Annotated in this window: 1 protein-coding gene; it reads right to left on the minus strand. The window is 66.4% G+C overall.

The genetic code is table 11. The features are described from left to right. Window positions 1-688, minus strand: a 688-nt coding sequence (locus ACRWNP_RS37175) for an IS3 family transposase (RefSeq protein WP_431969437.1), incomplete at both ends; no start/stop codon positions are given.

Genomic DNA, 688 nt, shown 5'->3' on the forward strand with positions numbered 1-688 from the left:
CTGATGAGCTCGGTCTTGAACAGGCCGATCGTGCTCTCCATCAGGGCGTTGTCGTACGCGTCGCCGACCGATCCGATCGAGGCGGCGATGCCGGCAGCGTCCAGATGCTCGGCAAGCCGGAAACTCGTGTACTGCGACCCGGCGTCCGAGTGATGGATCAACTCACCTGGCTGGACCGGGTGTTGCTCGCGGTCGCGTTGCCAGATCGCCATCTCCAGGGCGTCCAGCACGAAGACCGTTTCCTTCACGGTGGCCGCAGACCAGCCGACGATCCGGCGGGAGAAGGTGTCCACGACGAAGGAGACGTATACGACACCGGCCCAGGTCTTCACGTGGGTGAAGTCCGCGACCCAGCAGCGGTTCGGGGCGCCGGCGACGAAGTCGCGATCCACCAGGTCCGGGGCCCGCTCGACCTGCCCGCCGGGCAGCGTGGTGATCACGCGTTTGCCGCGGACCGCTCCGGCGATACCGAGCTCGCGCATCAGGCGTTCAACGGTGCAGCGGGCCACGTCGCTGCCCTGCCGGTTCAGCTCGCGCCATATCTTCCTCGCTCCATAGACACGGTAGTTGGCCTCGAAGACCTCGGTGATCTGTTCCTTCAGCTTGGCGTCCCGCACGGTCCTGGCGGACGGCATGGTCCGGCGTTTGTGGTGGGCGTAGTAGGTGGAGGGGGCAGTCGTGCTCGGTC

It is taken from the genome of Actinacidiphila sp. bgisy160, assembly GCF_965342435.1.
Taxonomy (GTDB): domain Bacteria; phylum Actinomycetota; class Actinomycetes; order Streptomycetales; family Streptomycetaceae; genus Actinacidiphila.